20 protein-coding genes are annotated in these 21,560 nt (G+C 67.2%); 16 read left to right on the forward strand and 4 right to left on the reverse strand.

The genetic code is table 11. The annotated features are described in order from the left end of the window. Positions 1-50: 50 nt before the first annotated feature. From LK409_RS05550 to map, 3 genes are read right to left on the reverse strand one after another with little or no spacing between them, the layout of a single operon-like run. Entirely contained in the window at positions 51-764 is a 714-nt protein-coding gene (locus LK409_RS05550) for a MarC family protein (protein ID WP_010928076.1), read from the reverse strand. Between the two features lie 38 nt (positions 765-802). Continuing rightward, a complete protein-coding gene (locus tag LK409_RS05555; RefSeq protein WP_010928077.1) occupies positions 803-3,400 on the reverse strand; it encodes a [protein-PII] uridylyltransferase in 2,598 nt (865 codons plus the stop codon). Positions 3,401-3,429: 29 nt separating this feature from the next. After that, positions 3,430-4,251: a type I methionyl aminopeptidase gene (gene map / locus LK409_RS05560; RefSeq protein ID WP_003811806.1), complete on the reverse strand. Its 822-nt coding sequence runs from the start codon at positions 4,249-4,251 to the stop codon at positions 3,430-3,432. 721 nt (positions 4,252-4,972) lie between these two features. Here map and rpsB point away from each other — a divergent pair. The 16 genes from rpsB (at position 4,973) to LK409_RS05640 (ending at position 20,591) form a co-directional block, all read left to right on the forward strand. Then, the gene (gene rpsB / locus LK409_RS05565) at positions 4,973-5,722 is read left to right on the forward strand and encodes a 30S ribosomal protein S2 (RefSeq protein WP_003811803.1); all 750 of its coding nucleotides are present in this window, start codon (positions 4,973-4,975) and stop codon (positions 5,720-5,722) included. Positions 5,723-5,905: 183 nt separating this feature from the next. Further along, the gene (gene tsf, locus LK409_RS05570; RefSeq protein WP_010928078.1) at positions 5,906-6,784 is read left to right on the forward strand and encodes a translation elongation factor Ts; all 879 of its coding nucleotides are present in this window, start codon (positions 5,906-5,908) and stop codon (positions 6,782-6,784) included. A gap of 97 nt (positions 6,785-6,881) precedes the next feature. Next, positions 6,882-7,598, forward strand: a complete 717-nt coding sequence (gene pyrH / locus LK409_RS05575) for a UMP kinase (protein ID WP_010928079.1) — start codon at positions 6,882-6,884, stop codon at positions 7,596-7,598. Positions 7,599-7,612: 14 nt separating this feature from the next. Further along, positions 7,613-8,173 carry a ribosome recycling factor gene (gene frr, locus LK409_RS05580; RefSeq protein WP_003811796.1) on the forward strand — a complete coding sequence of 187 codons (561 nt, stop codon included), beginning with the start codon at positions 7,613-7,615 and terminating at the stop codon, positions 8,171-8,173. Positions 8,174-8,339: 166 nt separating this feature from the next. Beyond that, positions 8,340-9,104, forward strand: coding sequence for a polyprenyl diphosphate synthase (gene uppS / locus LK409_RS05585; RefSeq protein WP_010930350.1), 765 nt, complete (start codon positions 8,340-8,342; stop codon positions 9,102-9,104). Positions 9,105-9,123: 19 nt separating this feature from the next. Then, positions 9,124-9,981, forward strand: coding sequence for a phosphatidate cytidylyltransferase (locus LK409_RS05590; protein WP_010928080.1), 858 nt, complete (start codon positions 9,124-9,126; stop codon positions 9,979-9,981). Then, entirely contained in the window at positions 9,978-11,177 is a 1,200-nt protein-coding gene (locus LK409_RS05595) for a 1-deoxy-D-xylulose-5-phosphate reductoisomerase (protein WP_010928081.1), read from the forward strand. Before LK409_RS05590 ends, LK409_RS05595 begins: the two co-directional genes overlap by 4 nt. Before the next feature lie 39 nt (positions 11,178-11,216). Further along, positions 11,217-12,551, forward strand: coding sequence for an RIP metalloprotease RseP (gene rseP / locus LK409_RS05600; RefSeq protein ID WP_003811786.1), 1,335 nt, complete (start codon positions 11,217-11,219; stop codon positions 12,549-12,551). 52 nt (positions 12,552-12,603) lie between these two features. Further along, a complete protein-coding gene (gene bamA, locus LK409_RS05605) occupies positions 12,604-14,940 on the forward strand; it encodes an outer membrane protein assembly factor BamA (protein WP_010928082.1) in 2,337 nt (778 codons plus the stop codon). Positions 14,941-15,065: 125 nt separating this feature from the next. After that, entirely contained in the window at positions 15,066-15,629 is a 564-nt protein-coding gene (locus LK409_RS05610; protein ID WP_003811782.1) for an OmpH family outer membrane protein, read from the forward strand. An 8-nt stretch (positions 15,630-15,637) separates the two neighbouring features. After that, positions 15,638-16,729 (forward strand): UDP-3-O-(3-hydroxymyristoyl)glucosamine N-acyltransferase, encoded by a 1,092-nt coding sequence (gene lpxD, locus LK409_RS05615; RefSeq protein ID WP_003811779.1) that lies wholly within the window; start codon positions 15,638-15,640, stop codon positions 16,727-16,729. A gap of 71 nt (positions 16,730-16,800) precedes the next feature. Further along, positions 16,801-17,256: a 3-hydroxyacyl-ACP dehydratase FabZ gene (gene fabZ, locus LK409_RS05620; protein ID WP_041937149.1), complete on the forward strand. Its 456-nt coding sequence runs from the start codon at positions 16,801-16,803 to the stop codon at positions 17,254-17,256. Continuing rightward, the gene (gene lpxA / locus LK409_RS05625) at positions 17,257-18,051 is read left to right on the forward strand and encodes an acyl-ACP--UDP-N-acetylglucosamine O-acyltransferase (RefSeq protein ID WP_010928085.1); all 795 of its coding nucleotides are present in this window, start codon (positions 17,257-17,259) and stop codon (positions 18,049-18,051) included. Continuing rightward, entirely contained in the window at positions 18,048-19,229 is a 1,182-nt protein-coding gene (lpxB, locus tag LK409_RS05630; protein WP_003811772.1) for a lipid-A-disaccharide synthase, read from the forward strand. Before lpxA ends, lpxB begins: the two co-directional genes overlap by 4 nt. After that, on the forward strand, positions 19,216-19,821 hold the full coding sequence (gene rnhB / locus LK409_RS05635) for a ribonuclease HII (RefSeq protein ID WP_003811770.1): 606 nt from the start codon (positions 19,216-19,218) through the stop codon (positions 19,819-19,821). The genes lpxB and rnhB overlap by 14 nt, the downstream gene beginning before the upstream one ends. Beyond that, the gene (locus tag LK409_RS05640) at positions 19,818-20,591 is read left to right on the forward strand and encodes a TrmH family RNA methyltransferase (RefSeq protein WP_003811768.1); all 774 of its coding nucleotides are present in this window, start codon (positions 19,818-19,820) and stop codon (positions 20,589-20,591) included. Before rnhB ends, LK409_RS05640 begins: the two co-directional genes overlap by 4 nt. Before the next feature lie 11 nt (positions 20,592-20,602). Here LK409_RS05640 and ppsR read toward each other — a convergent pair whose 3' ends face one another. Then, positions 20,603-21,430 carry a posphoenolpyruvate synthetase regulatory kinase/phosphorylase PpsR gene (gene ppsR, locus LK409_RS05645; RefSeq protein ID WP_003811765.1) on the reverse strand — a complete coding sequence of 276 codons (828 nt, stop codon included), beginning with the start codon at positions 21,428-21,430 and terminating at the stop codon, positions 20,603-20,605. Positions 21,431-21,560: the final 130 nt, after the last annotated feature.

Here is a 21,560-nt window from a genome sequence, read left to right on the forward strand (position 1 = left end):
GGGGGCAGGGACGGGAAACGGAAAGGGGCGGGCGGATGGCCGCGCCAGGGTTAGGCCGGCGGCGCCGCAATAGGTTGCATGATCTGCCGCATGACGTCCAGCAGCAGTTCGCTCGCGTCGCTCCAGAAGATCTGCACGCCCAGGCACAGCATGATGAACGCCGACAGCCGCATGAACACGGCGGTGCCGTTGTCGCCCAGCCGGTGCAGCATCTGCGCGGCAAAGCGCAGGCAGATGAACAGGGTGAAGGCCACCAGCGCCACGCCGGGCAGCGAGCCGGCCAGGCGCGCCAGGCTGAGCATGTGGTTTTCGTCGCGCAGCGACGCGCCTACCGTGATGCAGGCGGCGATGGTGCCGGGGCCGCAGCTGATCGGAAAGGTGAGCGGGTAGAAGGCGCGCGCCTGCGCCATCTCGGGCGTGAACGATTCGGCCATCTGGGCGTGCCGCGACGTATCGGCATCGGGCGAGTTGACCAGCCGCCAGGCGCTGTAGATGACCAGCATGCCGCCGCCCACGCGTACGATGGCCAGCGAAATCCCGAAGAAACTGAGCACCACGTTGCCGGCGATCATGGCGCCGATCATCATCAACGCCACGTTGATGGCCACGCGCTTGGACAGCTGGGCGAGGGTCTGCTTGGACGCGCCCTCGGTCAGCGTCCAGAAGATCGGCGTGATGGCCGGCGGGTTGAGAAACGGCAGCAGCGTGGCCAGGGCAAAGAAGAAGCTGCGTCCGAAAACCAGCAGGTACTCGTTGTATGGCATGGCGGCGGGGGCGGTGGCGGGGTGAAGGCCGCGGCCGTTCAGGCGGCCTGCTGGCGCGGCTCGTCGCCGGCCAGCGCGTCCAGGATGGCGCGTTCGAACTGCATCTGGCTGCGCGGGCGCTCCAGCGCCGAGCCCGACACGATGAACACGTCCTCGACGCGTTCGCCCAGCGTCATGATCTTGGCCATGATCAGGTCCACGCCGTGTTCGGCGAATACGCGCGCCAGCGCGTACAGCAGGCCGGGCCGGTCGGTCGCGGTGACCGACAGGCGCCAGGACTGGCTGCGTTCGTCGGGCGAGAGCTCGGCCTGCGGCATGACCGGAAACACCCGCGAGCGCCGGGCGTGGCTGTGCGGCAGGCGCCGTGGCGCATGTGCGTGCCGGGCGGCGTGCGGATCGCGCAGGCGTTCGGCCAGCTCGTGCTCCACCAGGGTGGCCTGGGCGCGCAGGTCGGCGAAGCCCTCGGGCGCCAGCACGATGAAGCTGTCCAGCGCCCAGCCGTGGCGGGTGGTGTGCACGCGCGCATCCTGCACGCTGAGCGACTTGGCGTCGAAGTAGCCGCAGGTCGTCACGAACAGATCCGGCGCGTCGCGCGTGTAGACCATGACCTGCAGCCCCTCGCCGTGCTCGGTGGGGCGGACCCGCACCACCGGCTCGTCGGGCGCCACCTGGTAATACAGGTGGCGCGTGTGCCAGGCGATCTCGGAGGCGTCGTGGCGCAGGAAGTAGGCGATGTCCAGCTGGTTCCAGAAGGCTTCGCGGGCGTCGTCGCGCAGGCCCGCCAGGCGGGTCAGGCGGGCCGCCTCGTCCTTGCGCTCGGTCAGCACGGTGTGCGCGTCGGCGTGCGCGCCGCCCAGCGCCGCCAGGGCCAGGCGGAAAAGGTCTTCCAGCAGTTTGCCCTTCCAGGCGTTCCAGACGCGCGGGCTGGTGCCGCGGATGTCGGCCACGGTCAGCAGGTAGAGGGCGGCCAGGCGGCGTTCGTCGCCCACCTGGGCGGCGAAGTCGCGCACCACCTGCGGGTCGGACAGGTCGCGCTTCTGGGCGACCGCCGACATCAGCAGGTGATGGCGCACCAGGAACTCGACCAGCTCGGCATCGGCCGGATCCAGGCCGTGGTCCTGCGCGAAGCGGCGCACCTCGCGCGCGCCCAGTTCGGAATGATCGCCGCCGCGGCCCTTGGCGATATCGTGGAACAGCGCCGCGACATACAGCAGCCAGTGGCGGTCCAGGCCGGCGATCAGCTGGCTGGCCAGCGGGTATTCCTGGGCGTGCTCGGGCATGGTGAAGCGGCGCAGGTTGCGCACGACCGCCAGGGTGTGCTGGTCGACCGTATAGACATGGAACAGGTCGTGCTGCATCTGGCCGACGATGCGCCGGAACACCGGCAGGTAGCGCGGCAGGATGTTGAGCATGGTCATGCGGCGCAACTCGTGGACGATGCCGCGCGGCTGCTGCAGGATCTGCAGGAACAGCTTGCGGTTGACCGGATTGCGGCGGAACTGCGCGTCGATGCGGTGGCGCGAATGCCAGATGGCGCGCAGCGTGCGGGCCGACATGCCGATCAGTTCCGGATGCTGCTGCATCACCAGGAAGGCGCGCAGCAGCAGCGTCGGATTGCGCTCGAAGCCATCCTCGCGCACGATGTCCAGCCGCTCGCGCAGGTTGCGGAAATCGTCGTCGATCAGGCGCGCGTCGCTGTCCGGGCGCGGGAACAGCCGTTCCTCGATGTTCTGTACCAGGATGACATTGAGCTGGGTCACCAGGCGCGCGGCCCAGTAATAACGCTGCATCAGCAGTTCGCTGGCGCGCCGCGTCGCCGTCGACGCAATGCCATAGACCGCGGCCAGGCCCGGTTGCAGGTCGAACAGGACGCGGTCTTCGCGCCGGCCCGTCAGCAGGTGCAGCTCGATGCGCAGGCGCTTGAAGGCCTGTTCGGCGCGCCGCAGATCGCGCGCTTCGGACGAGGTGAGCAAGCCGGCCTGGGCCACCTCGCGCCAGCTGTGGCCGAAGCCGGCGGCGCGGGCCATCCACAGGATGACCTGCAGGTCGCGCAGGCCGCCAGGCGACTCCTTGCAATTGGGTTCCAGCGCGTAGGGCGTGTCCTGGTAGCGGGCGTGGCGCTGCTGCATCTCCACCCGCTTGGCCTGGAAGAACACCGCCGCGTCCAGCCGTGCCTGCATGGCGCTGTCCAGGCGCTTCATGAGCGTGCGGCTGCCGGCCAGCCAGCGCGATTCCAGCAGCGCCGTCTCGACGGTGATGTCGCCGCGCGCCTCGCGCTCGCAGTCTTCCAGCGTGCGCACGCTATGGCCGGGTTCCAGGCCCAGGTCCCACAGGGCGGCCACCAATGCCTCGACCGCGCGCGCATCGGCCGCCGACGGGGGCTGCGGCAGCAGGATCAGCAGGTCGACGTCGGAATGCGGATACAGTTCGCCGCGGCCATAGCCGCCGACCGCCGCCAGGGTGGCGCCGGCCGGCAGCGGACACAGCTTGACCAGCTCGCGCAGCGCCTGGTCGACGATGCGCCGCAATTCGGTCAGCAGCATGTCCGGCCGGGGATGCTGGCGAAACTGCGCGACGGCTGCCGCCCGGGCGGCCTGCATGCGCTGCTTCAGCGGATTCAGATCGACGTGGGGCATGGGGCAGCCTTGCCGCGCGGCGGCGGGGGTCAGAGAGCCGGGATTTCGACCGGCCGTGTCACGAAGGCCGGCGGGGCGGGCATGCCGGGCGAGACCGTCAGCACTTCGTAGCCGGTATCGGTGACCAGCACCGTGTGCTCCCACTGGGCCGACAGGCTGTGGTCGCGCGTCACCACCGTCCAGCCGTCGGCCAGCTGGCGGATTTCGCGCCGGCCGGCGTTGATCATGGGCTCGACCGTGAACAGCATGCCGGTCACCAGCTTGACGCCGGTGCCGGGCTTGCCGTAGTGCAGCACCTGCGGGTCTTCATGGAAGCGCTGGCCGATGCCGTGGCCGCAGAATTCGCGCACCACCGAGAAACCCTGCGCCTCGGCGTACTTCTGGATGGCATGGCCGATATCGCCCAGCGTGGCGCCATTGCGCACCTGTTCGATGCCTTTCCACATGCAGTCGTAGGTGATGTCGGTCAGGCGGCGCGACAGGATCGAGGGCTCGCCCACGTGATACATGCGGCTGGTATCGCCGAACCAGCCATCCTTGATGATGGTGACGTCGATGTTGAGCGAATCGCCGTTCTTGAGCACCTTGTCGCCCGGTATGCCATGACAGACCTGGTGGTTGACCGAGGTGCAGATGGCGCCGGTGAAGGGCGGGTAGCCGGGTGGGGCGTAGCCTATGGTGGCCGACTTGACCTTCAGTTCGTCGGTCAGGTAGGCCAGGCACAGCTTGTCCAGCTCGCCCGTCGTGACGCCTGGTTTGACGTACGGCGTAATGAAGTCGAGGATTTTGGCGGCGTCTTGGCAGGCGGCGCGCATTTTGGCCAGATCGGCCGGATCGGTAACGATGCCCATGTATCAGCTTGAGTGGCGCGGTCGAAAAATAGTAGAATTGTAGGCTTGCCTGGAAAAGCACGCCCTGTCTTGGCCCGGAATGTGATGTCGAACGTGATTTGTCTTGCGCGACGATAGGCGCGAGGACAGGCCGGTTGAAAGGGCAGGCAGGCAAGTAGCAAAGCAGTAAGTGTAAGGCTATACGGTTTGTCTTGCGTTCGCACGGAGTCTTGCCCGGTGTTTTGGGCGAATTGTGCGGGGCGAGGCGGGCCGGATGGGCCGGATGGCTGGGAAAGGGTAGACTGGCTTTGGCCTGCGGTTGGCGCGTTGCGCGGTATCGCGGGTTGATGTGGCACCATTTTCTCGATCGACGCTTTAGAGCAGCGGTGCAGGCGCGGTGTGGGCGCCCGGCTTAAGTTCTTGGCGGCTCGCGCTGGCGGGCTGCCTGAAGAACTGCCCCGGGATCCTGATTCCAGCGGCCCGATTCCGCTGCCAACAAGGCAGCCAGCTGGGGGCGACAATGTCGGCCGCCAGCGCGGATCGAGACAGGTGGCGCCGGCCGCGTGCGCCCGCGACCGTCTGGGTTCATTGCTGCGTCCCTGGTTTGGGGCGCGGCGATCGGTCGGCTCGGTTTGTTTTTTTTATTTCATCCTGTTTGTCAGGAAATCGCGCGTTATGCCACCCAGGGTGTCGGTTTTATCCGATGCAGGTGTAGCGCAAGACTTAACCCTCGGAGATAGTTATGTCCCTCATGCGTGAAATGCTGGAAGCTGGCGTCCACTTCGGCCACCAGACCCGTTACTGGAACCCCAAGATGGCCCCGTACATCTTCGGTCACCGTAACAAGATTCACATCATCAACCTCGAGCAGACGGTCGCCAAGTACCAGGAAGCCTCGAAGTTCGTCAAGCAACTGGTCGCCCGTGGCGGCAACATCCTGTTCGTCGGCACCAAGCGCGCCGCGCGCGAACTGGTGGCAACCGAAGCCGCCCGCTGCGGCATGCCCTACGTCGACGCCCGCTGGCTCGGCGGCATGCTGACCAACTTCAAGACGGTCAAGAGCTCGATCAAGCGCCTGAAGGACATGGAAGCCATGGTCGCCGACGGCGGCTTCGAGCGCATGACCAAGAAGGAAGGCCTGCTGTTCCAGCGCGAACTGGACAAGCTGAACAAGTCGATCGGCGGCATCAAGGACATGAACGGCCTGCCCGACGCGCTGTTCGTCATCGACGTCGGCTACCACAAGATCGCGGTCGCCGAAGCCAAGGTGCTGGGCATCCCGGTCGTGGCCGTGGTTGATACCAACCACTCGCCCGACGGCATCGACCATGTCATTCCCGGCAACGACGACTCGGCCCGCGCCATCGCGCTGTACGCCAAGGGCATGGCCGACGCCGTGCTGGAAGGCCGCGAGCAGAACATCAATGGCCTGGTCGAGGAAATCGGCGAAGGCCAGGAAGAGTTCGTCGAAGTGCAGGACAACCAGGCCTGATAGCCGGTTGCCGCGCCGGCCGGGCCGGCAAGCCTCGGGCGCTGGGCGCCCGGGCTGCCGCCCGGATGCCGGCGCCGAGGTGGGCTCCCGCCTCACGACCCGCCCAGGCGGGTGCCATATCGAATCAACCATATGTCCCGGTTCATGCTTGCCGGGCCATGTCTTAGCGAATTTGGAGCAAACATGGCTGAAATTACCGCCGCCCTGGTCAAGGAACTGCGCGAAAAGACCGATGCGCCCATGATGGAGTGCAAGAAGGCTCTGACCGAAGCCGAAGGTGATCTGGCCCGCGCCGAGGAAATCCTGCGCGTCAAGCTGGGCAACAAGGCCAGCAAGGCCGCCGCCCGCGTGACCGCCGAAGGCCTGATCGGCCTGTACATCGCCGCCGACGGTAAGCAGGGCGCCGTCATCGAAGTCAACTGCGAGACCGACTTCGTCGCCAAGAACACCGATTTCATCGATTTCATCAACAAGCTGGCCGAGCTGGTCGCCACGCAGAATCCGGGCGACGTGGCCGCGCTGTCGGCGCTGCCGTTCGGCGAAGGCACGGTCGAGACCACCCGCACCGCGCTGGTGGGCAAGATCGGCGAAAACATCTCGGTACGCCGCTTCGAGCGCATCCAGACCCCGAACTCGCTGGCCAGCTACGTGCACGGCGGCAAGATCGGCGTACTGGTCGAGTTCTCGGGCGCCGAGGAAGTGGGCAAGGACCTGGCCATGCACATCGCCGCGACCAAGCCCAAGGCCCTCAATGCCGACGGCGTCAACGCCGAAGACATCGCCGCCGAGCGCTCGGTAGCCGAACAGAAGGCCGCCGAATCGGGCAAGCCCGCCGAAATCGTCGCCAAGATGGTCGAAGGTTCCGTGCAGAAATTCCTGAAGGAAGTTACTCTGCTGTCGCAACCCTTCGTCAAGAACGACAAGCAAACGATCGAACAGATGCTCAAGGAAAAGGGCGCTTCGATCACCAAGTTCGTTCTGTTCGTCGTTGGTGAAGGGATCGAGAAGAAGACCGCCGATTTCGCTTCCGAGGTCGCCGCCGCCGCCGCTGGCCGCGCCTGACGCGTCATCGTAGGGGCCGGCCAGGGCGGGGCTTCCCGAACTGCCGGCCTATTTCTTGTCTTACACTTTCGTCGGATCGTTTCTCGGGATATCACCTATGAGCAGCAGATCATATAAACGGGTTCTTCTCAAACTTTCCGGCGAGGCGCTGATGGGCGAAGATGCCTTTGGCATCAATCGCTCCACCATCGTCCGCATGACCGATGAGATCGCCGAAGTCGCCGCACTGGGCGTCGAACTGGCCATCGTCATCGGCGGAGGCAATATTTTCCGTGGCGTCGCCCCGGGCGCGCAGGGCATGGACCGCGCGACCGCCGACTACATGGGCATGATGGCAACCATCATGAACGCGCTGGCGCTGCAGGACGCGCTCAAGCACAAGGGCGTCGACACGCGGGTGCAGTCGGCGCTGAACATCGACCAGGTGGTCGAGCCCTACATCCGGCCCAAGGCCCTGCGCTACCTCGAAGAGGGCAAGGTCGTGATCTTCGCGGCCGGCACCGGCAACCCGTTCTTCACCACCGATACCGCGGCCGCGCTGCGCGGTGCGGAGATCGGCGCCGAAATCGTGCTCAAGGCAACCAAGGTCGACGGCATCTACAGCGCCGATCCCAACAAGGATCCGACCGCGACCCGCTACGCGCGCATCAGCTTCGACGAAGCCATCGTGCGCCGGCTCGAGGTCATGGACGCCACGGCGTTCGCGTTGTGCCGTGACCAAAAGCTGCCCATCAAAGTGTTTTCGATCAACAAGTTCGGCGCCCTCAAGCGGGCCGTCAGCGGCGAAGACGAAGGCACGCTGGTACACGTTTAAGAAAAGGAAATTCCATGAGCGTCGCAGATATTCGTAAGTCCGCTGAAACCAGGATGGCCAAATCGCTTGAAACGCTCAAGGCGAGCCTGGCCAAGATCCGCACGGGCCGCGCCCATACCGGCATCCTGGATCACGTGCAGGTCGAGTACTACGGCTCGCCGGTGCCGATCAGCCAGGTCGCCAACGTGAATCTCGTCGATGCCCGCACCATCAGCGTGCAGCCGTACGAGAAGAGCATGGCGGGCCCGATCGAAAAGGCGATTCGCGAGTCGGACCTGGGACTGAATCCGGTCTCGATGGGCGAAACCATCCGCGTGCCGATGCCGGCCCTGACCGAGGAGCGCCGCCGCGACCTGACCAAAGTGGTCAAGAGCGAAGGCGAGGACGCCAAGGTGGCGGTGCGCAACCTGCGCCGCGAAGCCAACGAGGCGCTCAAGAAGCTGGTCAAGGACAAGGAAATCTCCGAGGATGACGAGCGTCGCGCCCAGGATGATGTCCAGAAACTGACTGACCGTGCCGTCGGCGACATCGACAAGATGATCGTCCAGAAAGAAGCGGAAATCATGACCGTATAATTCCGGTTGAGGTATCGGGGCCGTATCGACGGCTCCGGTGTCGATATCGGAATCTGTTCCGTACGCGCCGTCCCGGCCGCGCTGGTCCTGTCGGATTTGGCGCAGGCGCGACGGCGCAGGCTTTTGCAATACCTTTTTGCTTGCCGCCTTGCGCCAAGCTCCAGCCATGGCACTCAGTTCGACTCAGGCGATTCCGGAAACGGGGGACATCCCCAGGCACGTAGCCATCATCATGGATGGCAACGGCCGCTGGGCGACGCGCCGCCACCTGCCGCGCACGGCAGGGCACGCCAAGGGCGTGCACGCGGTGCGCCGCGTGGTCGAGGCCTGCGGCCGGCGCGGCGTGCGCTACCTGACTCTGTTCGCATTCAGTTCCGAGAACTGGCGCCGTCCGGCCGACGAGGTGTCGCTGTTGATGCGGCTGTTCGTGCAGGCGCTCGAGCGCGAAGTCGACAAATTGCAGGACCAGGGCGTGCGCCTGCACGTGGTGGGAGACCTGAGCGCGTTCGAGCCCAAGCTGCAGGAACTGATCGCCCAGGCGCAGGAACGCACCGAGCACAACGACCGGCTGCACCTGACGGTGGCGGCCAATTACGGCGGCCGCTGGGACATCCTGCAGGCCACGCGCGCCATGCTGCGCGCCGATCCGGGCCTGGCCCAGGATCCCGACCGCATCGACGAGGCGCGGCTGGCCGAACATCTTTCGATGGCCTGGGCGCCGGAACCGGACCTGTTCATCCGCACCGGCGGCGAACAGCGCATTTCGAACTTCCTGGTCTGGCAACTGGCCTACGCCGAATTCTATTTCACAGAACAATTCTGGCCCGATTTCGGCGCCGACGAGCTCGATGCCGCCTTCGAGTGGTATCGCACGCGCGAGCGGCGCTTCGGCCGCACCAGCGCGCAATTGCGCGGCGGCGCCAAGCGCTGACCCCCAAGGAGACGTATTCATGCTGGGCCAGCGCATCATCACCGCCGCCGTATTGCTTGCCGTCCTGGCCCTGACGCTGGCGCTGGCCAACCCGTGGTGGTTCGTCGCCTTGCTGGCGCTGGGCGCGGCCTGCGCCGCCTGGGAGTGGCTGCGCCTGACGGTGCGCCAGCCCCCCTCGGGTGCGCTGTGCGTCGGCCTGGCGGCGGCGCTGCTGGCGGCGATGCTGGCCATGGCGCAGGCCTGGATCCAGGGAGGCGTGTCCGGCCTGCGGCTCGAGGTCTGGGTCGGCTACTGGCTCACCCCGGCGATCGTGGCCGTCTGGCTGCTGGGCGCGGGCACGGCGGTCGCGCGCGGCCGCGCCGACGCGCCGGCGGCCAGCCTGGGCTGGACGCTGTTCGCCATTCCCGCCGTGCTGGCCGCCTGGTCGGTGTTGGCGCTGATGTATCTGTCGCGCGGCGGCGCCTATGTGGTGTCGCTGCTGGCGCTGGTGTGGGTGGCCGATATCGCCGCCTATTTCGCCGGCCGCGCCTTCGGCAAGCGCAAGCTGGCGCCGCGGGTCAGCCCGGGCAAGACGGTGGCCGGCGCGGTGGCCGGCGTGCTGGGCGCGGTCGCGTGGATCGCCCTGAGCAGCCAATGGGATGGAACTTATGGCCAGGCGCTGGTCGAACGCTGGTCCTGGTGGCTGGCGTTGCCGGCGGCCGCCTTGCTGGGCGTCGTCTCCATCGTCGGCGACCTGTTCGAGTCCTTGCTCAAGCGCCGCGCCGGCCGCAAGGATTCCAGCGCGCTGCTGCCCGGCCACGGAGGCGTCTATGACCGCATCGACGCCATCCTGCCGGTGGCGCCGCTGGCGTTGCTCATGTCTGGAGTGTTGTTTTGACCCGTTTTCAACGCGTCGCCGTCCTGGGATCGACCGGATCGATCGGCGACAGTACGCTCGACGTTATCGCGCGCCACCCGGATCGGCTGGGCGTGTATGCCCTGTCGGCCTATAGCCGCATGGACAAGCTGGCCGCCCAGGCGGCCGCCTGCGGCGCCGCCGTGGTGGTCGTGCCCGACGATGCGGCGGCTGCGCGCTTTCGCGCCGCCTGGCGCGGCAAGGCCGCCATGCCCGAGGTGCGGGTCGGGCCGCGCACGCTGGCCGAGACGGCCGCCGCGCCCGAGTGCACCACGGTCATGGCCGCCATCGTCGGCGCCGCCGGCCTGCCGGCGGCCCTGGCCGCGGCGCAGGCCGGCAAGCGGGTGCTGCTGGCCAACAAGGAAGCGCTGGTGGCGGCCGGATCGCTGTTCATGGCGGCCGTGCGCGAGAACGGCGCCGAATTGCTGCCCATCGACAGCGAACACAACGCCATCTTCCAGTGCATGCCGCAGGGCGCCCGGGCGGCCGCGCCCACCGCGCCCGCGCCCGGCGTGCGGCGCCTGCTGCTGACCGCCTCCGGCGGCCCGTTCCGGCGCCAGGACCCGGCCGACCTGCACGAAGTGACGCCGGCCCAGGCCTGCGCACATCCCAACTGGAGCATGGGGCGCAAGATTTCGGTCGATTCGGCCACCATGCTGAACAAGGGACTGGAGGTCATCGAGGCCCATTGGCTGTTCGCCATGCCGTCCGAACGCATCGACGTGCTGATCCATCCGCAAAGCGTCGTCCATTCCATGGTCGAGTACGACGACGGCTCGGTGCTGGCGCAACTGGGACAGCCCGACATGCGCACGCCCATCGCCTACGGGCTGGGCTTTCCGGAGCGCCTGGCCAGCGGGGTGGGGCTGCTGGACCTGACGCGCTGGGGGCGGCTGGATTTCGAGCAGCCCGACCTGCAGCGCTTCCCGTGCCTGGCGCTGTCGTTCGCCGCGCTGCGCGCCGGCCAGCCGGCCTGCGTGGCCCTGAACGCGGCCAACGAAGTCGCGGTGGCCGCGTTCCTGGAAGGGCGCCTGCGCTATACCTGGGTCGCCCGGGTCATCGAGGCGGTGCTCGAGTGGCAGGCCAAGCAGGCATCTGTTACCCTGACCAGCCTGGATGACGTGCTCGACCTGGATGCGCGCGCGCGCTCATTCGCCGGCAATCTCGGCCTGGCGTGACGCGCCGGGCCGCCTTTCGCGTCCACCCGAGTCTGATCCATGCTTTTCACGCTGCTGGCCTTTGTCGTCGCCCTGGGCACCCTAATTACGTTCCATGAACTGGGCCACTACTGGATCGCCCGGCTGTGCGGCGTGCGCGTGCTGCGTTTTTCCGTCGGGTTCGGCCGGGTGCTGGCGCGCCGCACCGACCGCCACGGCACCGAGTGGGCCATTTCCGCGATCCCCCTGGGCGGCTACGTCAAGATGCAGGACGATCCGCCGGCAGGCGCCAGCGCGGCCGAGGCGGCGCGCTCCTTCAATGCCCAGCCGGTCGGGCGCCGCATCGCCATCGTGGCCGCTGGGCCGCTGTTCAATCTTTTTCTCGCCGTGGTCCTGTATGCCGGCCTGAACCTGGCCGGCACCGAAGTGCCCGCGCCGGTGGTGGGCCAGCCGGCGGCCGGCACGCCGGCCGCGCAGGCCGGCCTGATGGCCGGCGACCGCATCGAGGCGGTGCAGGGGCGCGCGGTCGATTCCTGGAATGACGCGCGCTGGCGCCTGCTGGACGTGCTTTCCAGCCAGGGCGAGGCGCAGCTGGAAGTGCGCGGCCCCGGCGGCGCGGCGCGCGGTCTCGTGCTGCAGGTGCCGGGCGGCAACCGCCTGGATCCGGCCGACGGCGACCCGCTGGCCGAGACCGGCCTGCGCCTGGCCCAGCCCAAGCCGGTGGTGCGCGAGGTCATCGCCGGCGGCGCCGGCGAGCAGGCCGGCCTGCGTGGCGGCGACCTGATCGTGGCGGCCGGCCAGGCCGCCGACCTGGACGCGGGCGCGCTGGTGGCCCTGATCCAGCGCCATGCCGGCCAGCCCCTGGCCCTGACGGTGCAGCGCGGCGCCGACCGCCTGACCCTGACGGTGGTGCCGCGGGCCGAATCCGTGCAGGGCCAGGAGGTGGGCCGCATCGGCGTGCAGCTGGGCGGGGATATCCCCATGGTCACGGTGCGCTACGGGGTGATCGACAGCGTCTGGCGCGGCGCCCAGCGCACCTGGGACACGGCCTGGCTGTCGTTGCGCATGATGGGCCGCATGGTGCTGGGGGAGGTCTCCTGGCGCAATATCAGCGGCCCGGTCACGATCGCCGATTATGCCGGCCAGACCGCCCGGATCGGCCTGGAAGCCTATATTGCCTACCTGGCGCTGATCAGTATCAGCCTGGGCGTATTGAACCTGCTGCCGATACCCATGTTGGACGGAGGGCATCTGCTGTACTATCTCGTCGAAATTGTAAAAGGCAGTCCCGTTTCCGATCGCTGGATAGACATCGGCCAGCGAGCCGGCATCGGCCTGCTCGCAGGATTGATGGGCTTGGCACTGTTCAATGATTTTGCGCGCCTGTTCACTTAGGCACGAATAGAATAAAATCCCCCGCCATTTGCACGACCAAGGATACCCAAGGATGTCTCTACGCCGGATGTTTCATCACAAAAAGGGCGTTATACCGGGTTTGTTAGCCGCCGCGCTTCTTGCGCCCGCGCTGGCCCATGCCTTCGAGCCCTTTGTCGTGCGGGATATCCGCGTGGAGGGCATTCAGCGTACCGACGCCGGCACGGTGTTCGGCTACCTGCCGGTCAAGGTCGGCGAGAAGTTCACCGACGAGGAGGCCACCGAGGCGGTGCGCCGCCTGTACGGCACGGGCTTTTTCAGCGACGTGCAGATCCAGACCGACAACAACGTCGTCGTGGTCGTGGTGCAGGAGCGCCCCACGATCGCCTCGATCAGTTTCAATGGCATGCGCGAGTTCGACTCCAAGGCCATCACCAAGTCGCTGGCTCAGGTGGGTTTCGGCGAAGGGCGCATCTTCGACCAGTCCATGCTCGAACGCGCCGAGTACGAGCTGAAAGAACAGTACCTGGCCAAGGGCAAGTACGGCGTCGAAGTCACCGCGACGGTCACGCCGCTGCCGCGCAACCGGGTGGGCGTCAGTTTCGACGTGTTCGAAGGCGAAGTGGCCAAGATCCGCGAAATCCGCGTGGTCGGCAGCAAGGCTTTCTCGGAAGGCGAGCTGCTCGACCAGTTCGACCTGACCACGCCGGGCTGGCTGACCTGGTACACCAACACCGACAAGTACTCGCGCGAGAAGCTGGAAGGCGACATCGAGCGGCTGCGCTCGTTCTACCTGGACCAGGGCTACCTGGAGTTCACGGTCGAGCCGCCCCAGGTCACCATCTCGCCCGACCGCAAGGACATCTACATCACCATCACCGTGCACGAGGGCGAGCCCTACAAGGTGCGCGAAGTGAAGCTGGCCGGCAACCTGATGGGGCTGGACAGCGAAATCAACAACCTGGTCGAGATCAAGTCGGGCGAGGTATTCTCCGCCGCCAAGGCCAACAACTCGGCCAAGGCCATTACCGACTACCTGGGCGACCTGGGCTACGCATTCGCCAACGTCAACCCCAACCCGCAGCTCGACCGCGCCAAGCACGAGGCCGACGTCACGTTCTACGTCGACCCGAGCCGCCGCGTCTACGTGCGCCGCATCCAGATCGGCGGCAACACGCGCACCCGCGACGAAGTGGTGCGGCGCGAAATGCGCCAGCAGGAAGCCGCCTGGTACGACGCGGGCGACATCAAGGTGTCGCGCGACCGCGTCGACCGCCTGGGCTATTTCAACGAGGTCAACGTCAAGACCGATCCGGTGCCGGGCTCGCCCGACCAGGTCGACGTCAACGTGGACGTCAAGGAAAAGCCCACCGGCATCATCAACCTGGGCGTGGGCTACGGTTCGTCCGAAAAGGCGATTCTGTCGGCCGGTATCAGCGAAGACAACGTCTTCGGCAGCGGCACCAACCTGACGCTGCAGTTGAATACCAGCAAGACCAACCGCGCCGTGGTGCTTTCGCACACCGATCCGTATTTCACCAAGGACGGCATCAGCCGCACCACCTCGGCGTACTACCGCGTCACCGAGCCGTGGGACAACAACGACGGCGACTACCGCGTGAAGGCCATGGGCCTGGGCATGAACTTCGGCGTGCCCATCTCCGAGTACGACCGGATCTTCCTGGGCGGCACGTTCGAGCGCAACCAGATCGATCTGTACAACAACTCGCCGCAGGCCTATCGCGACTTCGTCGACCAGTACGGCGATTCGACCAACGCGCTGATCTTCAACACCGGCTGGTCCAAGGACACGCGCGACAGCGCGCTGGCGCCGACCAAGGGCGCGTACACGCGCCTGAAGGGCGACTTCTCCACGATGGATCTGAAGTACTACCTGCTGACGGCGCAGCAGCAGTACTACCTGCCGCTGGGCCGCAGCTACACGCTGGCCCTGAACGGCATGATCGACTACGGCCGCAGCTACGGCGGCCTGGACTACCCGGTGATCAAGAACGTGTACGCCGGCGGCATCGGCACGGTGCGCGGCTACGAGGGCGCCTCGCTGGGCCCGCGCGACCGCCTCACGGGCGACTACATCGGCGGTTCGCGCCGCATGGTGGCCAACGCCCAGCTGTACCTGCCGTTCCCGGGCGCCTCGAAGGACCGCACGCTGCGCTGGTTCGTGTTCACCGATGCGGGCCAGGTCGCGGCCGGCAGCGGCATGTCGTGCACGGCCGGCAAGCCGGGCAGCGAAGTGGAGGATCCGTGCGGCTGGCGCTTCTCGGCCGGTATCGGCCTGTCGTGGCAGTCGCCGCTGGGTCCGCTGCAGTTGTCGTACGCTCGCCCGCTGAATTCGAAGTCCGGCGACGACACGCAGGCGTTCCAGTTCCAGATCGGCACGGGTTTCTGATCGCTGCGGGGAAGCCTGCGAGCCGTTACGCATGAAAACATGGGAAATGGCCGGTTGCCCGGCCGTCCCGCAGTTTAGTGGCACAATATCGTCTTTGCTTTACCTCATTGGAAGGTGAGATTTTCATGATGTCTGATTTCGCACTTAATACCTCGGGTTCCAAGCGCGCCAAACGAGGGGCCGGCAAGCTGGGCGTATCGCTGGCGCTGGCGGGTGCTTTGCTGTTCGGGTCGTCCGCGGCGGTCACCGCGCAGGCGCAAGGCACCAAGATCGGCTTCGTGAACACGGAGCGGATCCTGCGCGAATCGGGTCCGGCCAAGGCGGCGCAAAGCAAGATCGAATCCGAATTCAAGCGCCGCGACGACGAACTGCAGCGCCTGAGCAGCAGCCTGCGCTCGCAGGCCGAGAAGTTCGACAAGGATGCCCCGGTGCTGTCCGAATCGGACCGTGTCAAGCGCCAGCGCGAGCTGAGCAACCTCGACATGGACCTGCAGCGCAAGCGCCGCGAGTTCCAGGAGGATTTCAACCGCCGCCGCAACGAAGAGTTCTCGAGCATCGTCACCAAGGCCAATGACGCCATCAAGCGCATTGCCGAGCAAGAGAACTACGACCTCATCATCCAGGACGCCGTTACGGTCAACCCCCGTATCGATATCACCGACAAGGTGATCCAGAGCCTGGGCCGATAAGCACGCCCATGCCGGTTCTGCTGGACCCTGAAAACGCGCTCGCTCTCGATGTCCTGCTGGCCGGCACCGATGCCCAGGGGCTGGACTGGCACCTGAGCGCCCCCGATGCCGCCGATCTGCCCAGGATCCGCGGCATCGGCACGCTGTCTTCGGCGGGAAACGAGGAAATCAGCTTCCTGTCCAATCCCCGCTACCAGAATCAGCTGGCCACCACGCGCGCCGCCGCGGTCATCGTGACGCCCGACGTCGCGCAGGCCCGGCAGGAGCAGGGCGCGTCGGGCCACGTGCTGGTGGTGTGCAAGCATCCCTATCTGCTGTATGCGCGCCTGGCGCAGTGGTTCGAGCGCGCCAGCCGGCCGGCCGGGCCCGCCGGCGTGCATCCGTCCGCGGTGGTCGACCCCAGCGCCGAGATCGACGCCGATGCGCGGGTCGGCGCGCAGTGCGTCATCGAGGCGGGCGCCCGCATCGGGCGCGGCGCCAGGCTGGGGCCGGGCTGTGTGATCGGCGCCGGCTCCACGGTAGGGGCCGACAGCCTGCTGCATCCGCGCGTCACCCTGTACGCGGGCGTGCACGTGGGCGAGCGGGCCATCATCCACAGCGGCGCCGTGCTGGGCGCCGACGGTTTCGGTTTCGCGCCCGATCCCACGCTGGGCCGCGGCGCCTGGGGCAAGATCCCGCAGTTGGGCGGGGTGAGGGTGGGCAACGATGTCGAAATCGGCGCCAACACCACCATCGACCGCGGCGCGCTGGACGACACGATCGTGGGCGACGGCGTGAAGCTGGACAACCAGATCATGGTGGCGCACAACGTGCGGATCGGCGCGCATACCGCCATTGCCGCCTGTGTCGGCATCGCCGGCTCGACCACCATCGGCGAGCGATGCACCATCGGCGGCGCATCGATGCTGTCCGGGCACCTGGCCATCGCCGACGACGTCAATATCTCGGGCGGCACCGCGGTGACATCGAACATTGCGAAGGCCGGCCGCTACACCGGCGTGTATCCTTACGCCGAACACAGCGAATGGCAGCGCAATGCCGCGGTCATTCAGCAATTGGCGCTGCTGCGCCGGCGCTTGCGGGCCCTCGAGCGGGAATAATCCCGCACGGCCCGTGTGCCCGGTTGGCGGCGCATTGCAACATAATCTATTTTTGCTTTGCAGGAAAACAAATGGAACTCGACATCAAGGGGATCATGGACCGGCTGCCGCATCGCTACCCGATGCTGCTGATCGACCGTGTGCTGGAGATGGTGCCCGGCAAATCCATCGTTGCCATCAAGAACGTCTCGATCAACGAGCCGTTTTTCACGGGCCATTTTCCGCATCATCCGGTCATGCCGGGCGTGCTGATCGTCGAGGCCATGGCGCAGGCTTCGGCCCTGTTCTCGTTCACCGACGAGAACGGCGGGCTGAAGTGCGACGGCGCCAAGACCGCCTACTACCTGGTGGGCATCGACGGCGCGCGGTTCCGTAAACCCGTGGTGCCGGGCGACCAGTTGCGGCTGGAAGTCGAGGCCGAGCGCCTGTCGTGTACCATCTGCAAGTACCAGGGCCGGGCCCTGGTCGACGGCCAACTGGTCGCCGAAGCCAAGCTGATGTGCGCGATCCGTAGCCTGGAAGAGTAAATGTCAGGAAACATCCATCCCACCGCCGTGGTCGATCCGGCGGCACAGATCGACAGTTCGGTCGTGATCGGCCCATACAGCGTGGTGGGGCCGGGAGTCAGCATTGCCGCGGGCACCGAGGTCGGCGCGCACTGCGTGCTCGACGGCGTGACCAGCATCGGGCGCGACAACCGCTTCTACCGCTTTTGCTCCATCGGCGGCATGCCGCAGGACAAGAAGTACAGCGGCGAACCGACGCGACTGGTCATCGGCGACCGCAACACGGTGCGCGAGTTCACCACGTTCAACACCGGCACGGTGCAGGACGGCGGCGTGACCAGCATCGGCGACGACAACTGGATCATGGCCTACGTGCACATCGCGCACGACTGCCATATCGGCAACAACACCATCCTGGCCAACTCGGTGCAGCTGGGCGGCCACGTGCAGGTGGGCGACTGGGCCATCGTGGGCGGCCTGACCGGCGTGCACCAGTTCGCCAAGATCGGCGCGCACAGCATGACCGGCAGCAACAGCTCGCTGATGCAGGATGCGCCCCCGTTCGTGCTGGCGGCGGGCAATCCGTGCCGGCCCGTGGGCGTCAATGTCGAAGGCTTGAAGCGGCGCGGTTTCTCGGCGGCGGCCATCTCGGCGCTGCGCGATGCGTACAAGTCGATCTACCGGCGCGGACTGTCGCTGGACGAGGCGCGCGCCGAGCTGCGCGCGCGCCAGCAGGCCGAGCCGGATGTCGCCGAGCATCTGCAGACCATGCTGGACTTCCTGGACGCTTCGACGCGCGGCATCATCCGGCCATGAGCCTGCGCATAGGCATGGTCGCCGGCGAGCCTTCGGGCGACCTGCTGGCCGGGCGCATCATCGCCGGCCTGCAGGCCCGGGCACCCGGCGTGCACTGCGCCGGCATAGGCGGGCCCCAGATGGCGGCGCGCGGCTTCGAGGCCTGGCACCCCATGCATGCGCTCACGGTGTTCGGCTACATCGATGCGTTCAAGCGGATTCCCAGCCTGCTGTCGACCTACGGCGACGTCAAGCGGCGCCTGCTGGCCGAGCCGCCGTCGGTGTTCGTGGGCATCGACGCGCCGGATTTCAACCTGCGCCTGGAGCACCAGTTGCGCCAGGCCGGTACCCCCACCGTGCATTTCGTCGGTCCCTCGATCTGGGCCTGGCGCTACGAACGCATCAACAAGATCCGCGCGGCCGTCTCCCACATGCTGGTGCTGTTTCCGTTCGAGGAAGCGCTCTATCGCAAGGAAGGAATCCCGGTCACCTATGTCGGCCATCCGCTGGCCGGGGTGATTCCCATGCAGCCCGATCGCGCCGCGGCCCGCGCGCGGCTGGGCATCGACGCCGACGCGCGGGTGCTGGCCATCCTGCCGGGCAGCCGCTCGTCCGAGATCCGCCTGCTTGCGCCGCGTTTCCTGCAGGCCGCGGCCGAGCTGGTCCGGCGCGATCCACGCCTGCAGTGCGTGGTGCCCATGGTCAACCCGCAGCGGCGCGCCGAGTTCGAGGCTATCGCGGCCCAGCATCCGGTGCCGGGCCTGCGTTGCGTGACCGCCGCCGAGGGGCAGGGCGAGACGCCGGTGGCCTGGTCCGTCATGGAGGCGAGCAACGCCGTCCTGGTGGCCAGCGGCACGGCCACGCTGGAAACGGCGCTGTACAAGCGGCCCATGGTCATTTCGTACGTGCTGTCGCCGTGGATGCGGCGCATCATGGCCTGGAAATCCGGGCAGCAACGTCCCTACCTGCCGTGGGTGGGGCTGCCCAATGTGCTGCTGCGCGATTTCGCCGTGCCGGAGCTGCTGCAGGACGAGGCCACGCCGGCCGCGCTGGCCGAGGCGACCTGGCAGGCGCTGACCGACGAGGCCGGCGCGGCGCGCATCGAGGCGCGCTTTACCGCCTTGCACCAGGACTTGCTGCGCGATACGCCGGCGCTGGCCGCCCAGGCGATTCTGGAGGTGGCCGATGGAGCAGCCTGACCTGTTCGGCACGCTGGCGCCGCTGCCCGCCATCATTGCCGGCGTCGACGAAGCCGGTCGCGGACCGCTGGCCGGCGCGGTCTATGCGGCCGCCGTCATCCTGGACCCGGACCGGCCGGTCGACGGCCTGGCCGACTCCAAGGTGCTCAAGGCCGAGCAGCGCGAAGCGCTGGCGGTGCAGATCCGCGCCCAGGCGCTGGCCTGGTTCGTGGCCAGCGCCAGCGTGCAGGAAATCGACAGCCTGAACATCCTGCGCGCCACCATGCTGGCGATGCAGCGCGCCGTGGCCGGCCTGGCCATGGCGCCGGAACTGGCCATGGTCGACGGCAACCAGGCGCCCAAGCTGCGCTGCGCCGTGCAGACCGTGATCAAGGGCGATGCGCTGGTGCCGGCGATCTCCGCCGCGTCCATCCTGGCCAAGACGGCGCGCGACGCCGACCTGCTGCGCCTGCATGCCTTGTATCCCCAATACGGCTTCGACCAGCACAAGGGCTACGGCACGCCGCAGCACCTGTCCTTGCTGCGCGAGCACGGCCCGTGCCCCGAACACCGGCGCAGCTTCGCGCCGATCAAGGCGTACGGCGCGCCATGAAGCACCTGAGTTCGCGCGACAACCCGGCGGTCAAGGCGTTGCACAAGCTGGCCGCCGGCGGCGGCCGCCGCGACGGACGGATCCTGCTCGACGGCGTGCATCTGTGCCAGGCCTGGCTGGCGCACCAAGGCACGCCGCTGCAGGCGCTGTTCGATGTCGCGCGGCTGGACCATCCCGAGATCCGCGCCCTGGCCGGCCAGGTGCCGCCGCAGCATTGCCTGGCGCTGGATTCGCGCCTGCTGCAGGGGCTGGCCAGCGTCGAGAGCGGCCAGGGCGTGGTGTTCGTGGCGCGCGCGCCCGAACCCGCGCTGCCTGAACGCATCGACGAGAACTGCGTGCTGTTCGACCGGATCCAGGACCCGGGCAATGTCGGCACCTTGCTGCGGACCTGCGCGGCGGCCGGCGTGCGCCGGGTGCTGCTGGCGGCCGGCACGGCCGCGGCATGGTCGCCCAAGGTGTTGCGCAGCGGCCAGGGCGCGCATTTCGCGCTGCATATCCACGAACACCTGGACCTGGAGGCGGTGCTGCCGCGGCTGGACGTGCCGCTGGTGGCCACGACCCTGGCGCGGTCCGGCTCGCTCTACGACACGGACCTGCCGGCGCGCTGCGCCTGGGTGTTCGGCCACGAAGGGCAGGGCGTGGCCGAGGCGCTGCTGCGGGCGGCCGCGCTGCGCGTGCACATTCCGCACGAGTCGGCGGCGGTCGAGTCGCTCAATGTGGGCGCCGCCGCCGCCATCTGCCTGTTCGAGCAGCGCCGCCAGCGCCGCTGACCCGCCCGCGCCTAGACGCGCTCCAGTCCGACCTCCTGCAGCACCGTGGTGGCGATTTCCTCGATCGACTTGGTGGTCGTCGACAGCCACGAAATGCCCTCGCGGCGCATCATGCGCTCGGCCTCGGCCACTTCGTAGCGGCATTGCTCCAGGCGCGCGTAATGGCTGTTGGGGCGGCGCTCGTTGCGCACCTCGGCCAGCCGCTCGGGCTGGATCGACAGGCCGAACAGCTTGCCGCGGTACGGCGCGATGGTCTTGGGCAGCGCGCCGCGCTCGAAATCGTCCGGGGTGAGCGGGAAATTGGCGGCCTTGACGGCGTACTGCATGGCCAGATAGAGGCTGGTCGGGGTCTTGCCGCAGCGCGACACGCCCACCAGGATCACGTCGGCCTGGTCCAGCTGGTTGACGAACTGGCCGTCGTCGTGCGCCAGGCTGAAGTTGATGGCGTCGATCCGGTTGCGGTATTTCTCGGAGTTGGCCGCCATGTGCGAGCGTCCGATGGAGTGGCTGGACTTCAAGCCCAGGGCCTGCTCGATGTGGCTGACGAATGTTCCAAAAAGATCGAGGAAAACGCCGTTCGACTGGCGAACCAGCGCCAGGATCTCGGGGTTGACCAGGGTGCTGAAGACAATCGGCGGCACGCCGGCCTCGAGCGCGTTGCGGTTGATGCGCGCCACCACCTCGCGCGCCTTGTCCAGCGTATCGATGAAGGGCAGGCGCACGGGCTTGAAATTGACCTCGTCGAACTGCGATAGCACGGAGTGGCTGAAGGTCTCGGCGGTGATGCCGGTGCTGTCCGAAACGATGTAGACCGCACGTTCAATAGGGGTAGAAGTCATATGTAAAAAAATTCCAACCAGGTACCGGGAGGCTTGTGCCCAAGCGAGTACAATCGCCCCCTAATAAGTCACCCCAAGGGGCGGTCCAAGGCCAGTTTGGTCAGCGCAGTTGAGCTGCATTGACCAAACT

This window comes from Bordetella parapertussis, assembly GCF_020735925.1.
Taxonomy (GTDB): domain Bacteria; phylum Pseudomonadota; class Gammaproteobacteria; order Burkholderiales; family Burkholderiaceae_B; genus Bordetella; species Bordetella pertussis.

What these genes read in the sequence shown, in the direction of transcription:
- LK409_RS05550 (WP_010928076.1), bottom strand. Translation starts at nt 764, where the DNA reads ATGCCATACAACGAGTACCTGCTGGTTTTCGGACGCAGCTTCTTCTTT.
- LK409_RS05555 (WP_010928077.1), bottom strand. Translation starts at nt 3,400, where the DNA reads ATGCCCCACGTCGATCTGAATCCGCTGAAGCAGCGCATGCAGGCCGCC.
- map (WP_003811806.1), bottom strand. Translation starts at nt 4,251, where the DNA reads ATGGGCATCGTTACCGATCCGGCCGATCTGGCCAAAATGCGCGCCGCC.
- rpsB (WP_003811803.1), top strand. Translation starts at nt 4,973, where the DNA reads ATGTCCCTCATGCGTGAAATGCTGGAAGCTGGCGTCCACTTCGGCCAC.
- tsf (WP_010928078.1), top strand. Translation starts at nt 5,906, where the DNA reads ATGGCTGAAATTACCGCCGCCCTGGTCAAGGAACTGCGCGAAAAGACC.
- pyrH (WP_010928079.1), top strand. Translation starts at nt 6,882, where the DNA reads ATGAGCAGCAGATCATATAAACGGGTTCTTCTCAAACTTTCCGGCGAG.
- frr (WP_003811796.1), top strand. Translation starts at nt 7,613, where the DNA reads ATGAGCGTCGCAGATATTCGTAAGTCCGCTGAAACCAGGATGGCCAAA.
- uppS (WP_010930350.1), top strand. Translation starts at nt 8,340, where the DNA reads ATGGCACTCAGTTCGACTCAGGCGATTCCGGAAACGGGGGACATCCCC.
- LK409_RS05590 (WP_010928080.1), top strand. Translation starts at nt 9,124, where the DNA reads ATGCTGGGCCAGCGCATCATCACCGCCGCCGTATTGCTTGCCGTCCTG.
- rseP (WP_003811786.1), top strand. Translation starts at nt 11,217, where the DNA reads ATGCTTTTCACGCTGCTGGCCTTTGTCGTCGCCCTGGGCACCCTAATT.
- bamA (WP_010928082.1), top strand. Translation starts at nt 12,604, where the DNA reads ATGTCTCTACGCCGGATGTTTCATCACAAAAAGGGCGTTATACCGGGT.
- LK409_RS05610 (WP_003811782.1), top strand. Translation starts at nt 15,066, where the DNA reads ATGATGTCTGATTTCGCACTTAATACCTCGGGTTCCAAGCGCGCCAAA.
- lpxD (WP_003811779.1), top strand. Translation starts at nt 15,638, where the DNA reads ATGCCGGTTCTGCTGGACCCTGAAAACGCGCTCGCTCTCGATGTCCTG.
- fabZ (WP_041937149.1), top strand. Translation starts at nt 16,801, where the DNA reads ATGGAACTCGACATCAAGGGGATCATGGACCGGCTGCCGCATCGCTAC.
- lpxA (WP_010928085.1), top strand. Translation starts at nt 17,257, where the DNA reads ATGTCAGGAAACATCCATCCCACCGCCGTGGTCGATCCGGCGGCACAG.
- lpxB (WP_003811772.1), top strand. Translation starts at nt 18,048, where the DNA reads ATGAGCCTGCGCATAGGCATGGTCGCCGGCGAGCCTTCGGGCGACCTG.
- rnhB (WP_003811770.1), top strand. Translation starts at nt 19,216, where the DNA reads ATGGAGCAGCCTGACCTGTTCGGCACGCTGGCGCCGCTGCCCGCCATC.
- LK409_RS05640 (WP_003811768.1), top strand. Translation starts at nt 19,818, where the DNA reads ATGAAGCACCTGAGTTCGCGCGACAACCCGGCGGTCAAGGCGTTGCAC.
- ppsR (WP_003811765.1), bottom strand. Translation starts at nt 21,430, where the DNA reads ATGACTTCTACCCCTATTGAACGTGCGGTCTACATCGTTTCGGACAGC.